This window comes from Pseudomonas sp. CM25, from assembly GCF_013179705.1.
GTDB lineage: Bacteria > Pseudomonadota > Gammaproteobacteria > Pseudomonadales > Pseudomonadaceae > Aquipseudomonas.
Map to the genome: position 1 here is coordinate 1 of NZ_JABMCW010000650.1, position 1251 is coordinate 1251.

Annotated in this window: 2 protein-coding genes; both read right to left on the minus strand. The window is 60.7% G+C overall.

Translation table 11 applies throughout. The features are described 5' to 3' along the window. Positions 1-326: 326 nt before the first annotated feature. Complete coding sequence (locus HP546_RS30380) at positions 327-797, minus strand: phage tail assembly chaperone family protein, TAC (protein ID WP_172233624.1); 471 nt, start codon at positions 795-797, stop codon at positions 327-329. Between the two features lie 3 nt (positions 798-800). Beyond that, on the minus strand, positions 801-1244 hold the full coding sequence (locus HP546_RS30385) for a phage tail tube protein (protein WP_172233627.1): 444 nt from the start codon (positions 1242-1244) through the stop codon (positions 801-803). Positions 1245-1251: the final 7 nt, after the last annotated feature.

A 1251-nucleotide genomic window follows, 5' to 3' on the forward strand; every position in this document is an offset into this window, starting at 1 on the left:
CTGAAAGCATAGCTGCGGCCATGGCCACGGCAATTAGTTTGCGCATCTGTCATCCCTCACAGGTTAAAAAACGGATGATAACAAATGCAGGCTAAAAGCCACTTACGTCCAGGTAGCAATAGCGTCCGACAGGGAGATCGGTCTGTCGTCATCCTCGTGCAGTGCGAAGTCCGTCCAGCTGTAGGGCGCTGGTTTCTTCTGCGGGTCGCGGTGAAGGTTGGCCGTGAGCGCAGCCAGCATGGCTACCGAGCGCTCAACCCGCAGCCCAAGATGCAGTGAGCCGCGGCGCCTGCGGTACTTCACCCAGGACCTGAACTCACTCAGACTTAGGTTTTCCTTGGCTTGCGCGATCGTCGAGCCCCCGACGCCGGAGAGGACGAGTTCGTGCCAGACTTCGTCTCGCTCGGTGAGCTCTTCGTCTTTCCCAGGTCGTTGACCTCTTGGATAGCGAACAGCAGGGCGACGGACAGGGCGCCGTCAAGCGAACCCAAGCGCTTGGTGCTCTCCGGGTCCTTTTCCAGCTCAACTGGATCAAGCGGCCCGTGAGTGATATCCATCGGGCTGCTGAACACCGGGTTGCCGTGCTCGTCGCAGATAGACGCGGCAATACGGCCCGCAATGCTGTCCTGCCTGCCAGTAGCCGAAAGCACGTCGCTCACCGCCGTCTGGTAGCCCATCGGCCGTACGTAGACGGTGGCAGTGTAATCCGTGCCATCCTGGCGCCACTTGATTTCCTTTTCCACCGGCCGGCCAGTGAACGAGCCTACGCCCTTGAGCGCGTCGAGTGTCAACTTCATGGGTTACTCCTTGATGACCCAGTTGAGCTTGCCGGAGCGCTGAATGGTCGCTGCAGTGCTCACCGAGGTGTTGCTGGCAAAGTCGAACGGGAAATCTGCGACATAGCCGGCGAACAGGCACCAGGTGCGGGTGGTGGGTAGCTCGAAGTCATCGCCAGCGGCGTTGACCGTGGGTGGGATGTCCTTGCCGTCAGACCAGCCGAGCGCCCAAAGAATGTCCTCATCGTCGTCATCCTGAGACAACTGGAACATGCGAACGTGGCTGGCATTGCGCGGGTCAGCCAAGATGGTGGCCGTCGCCTGGCCAGGGGTGCGCAGCCCCTTCTTGTACTTCCGCTCGGTATCGGCCAAGCAGGTGTCGTCAATCTGGTCTGCCGGCGATCCGCCAGGGTTGAACGCGGTGAGGCATTCAACCTCCATCACGGTCCTTGGGCCTGTGCCACTCAAAGGCCGC

Coding starts and splice junctions, on each gene's coding strand:
- HP546_RS30380 (WP_172233624.1), bottom strand. CDS start 797: ATGAAGTTGACACTCGACGCGCTCAAGGGCGTAGGCTCGTTCACTGGC.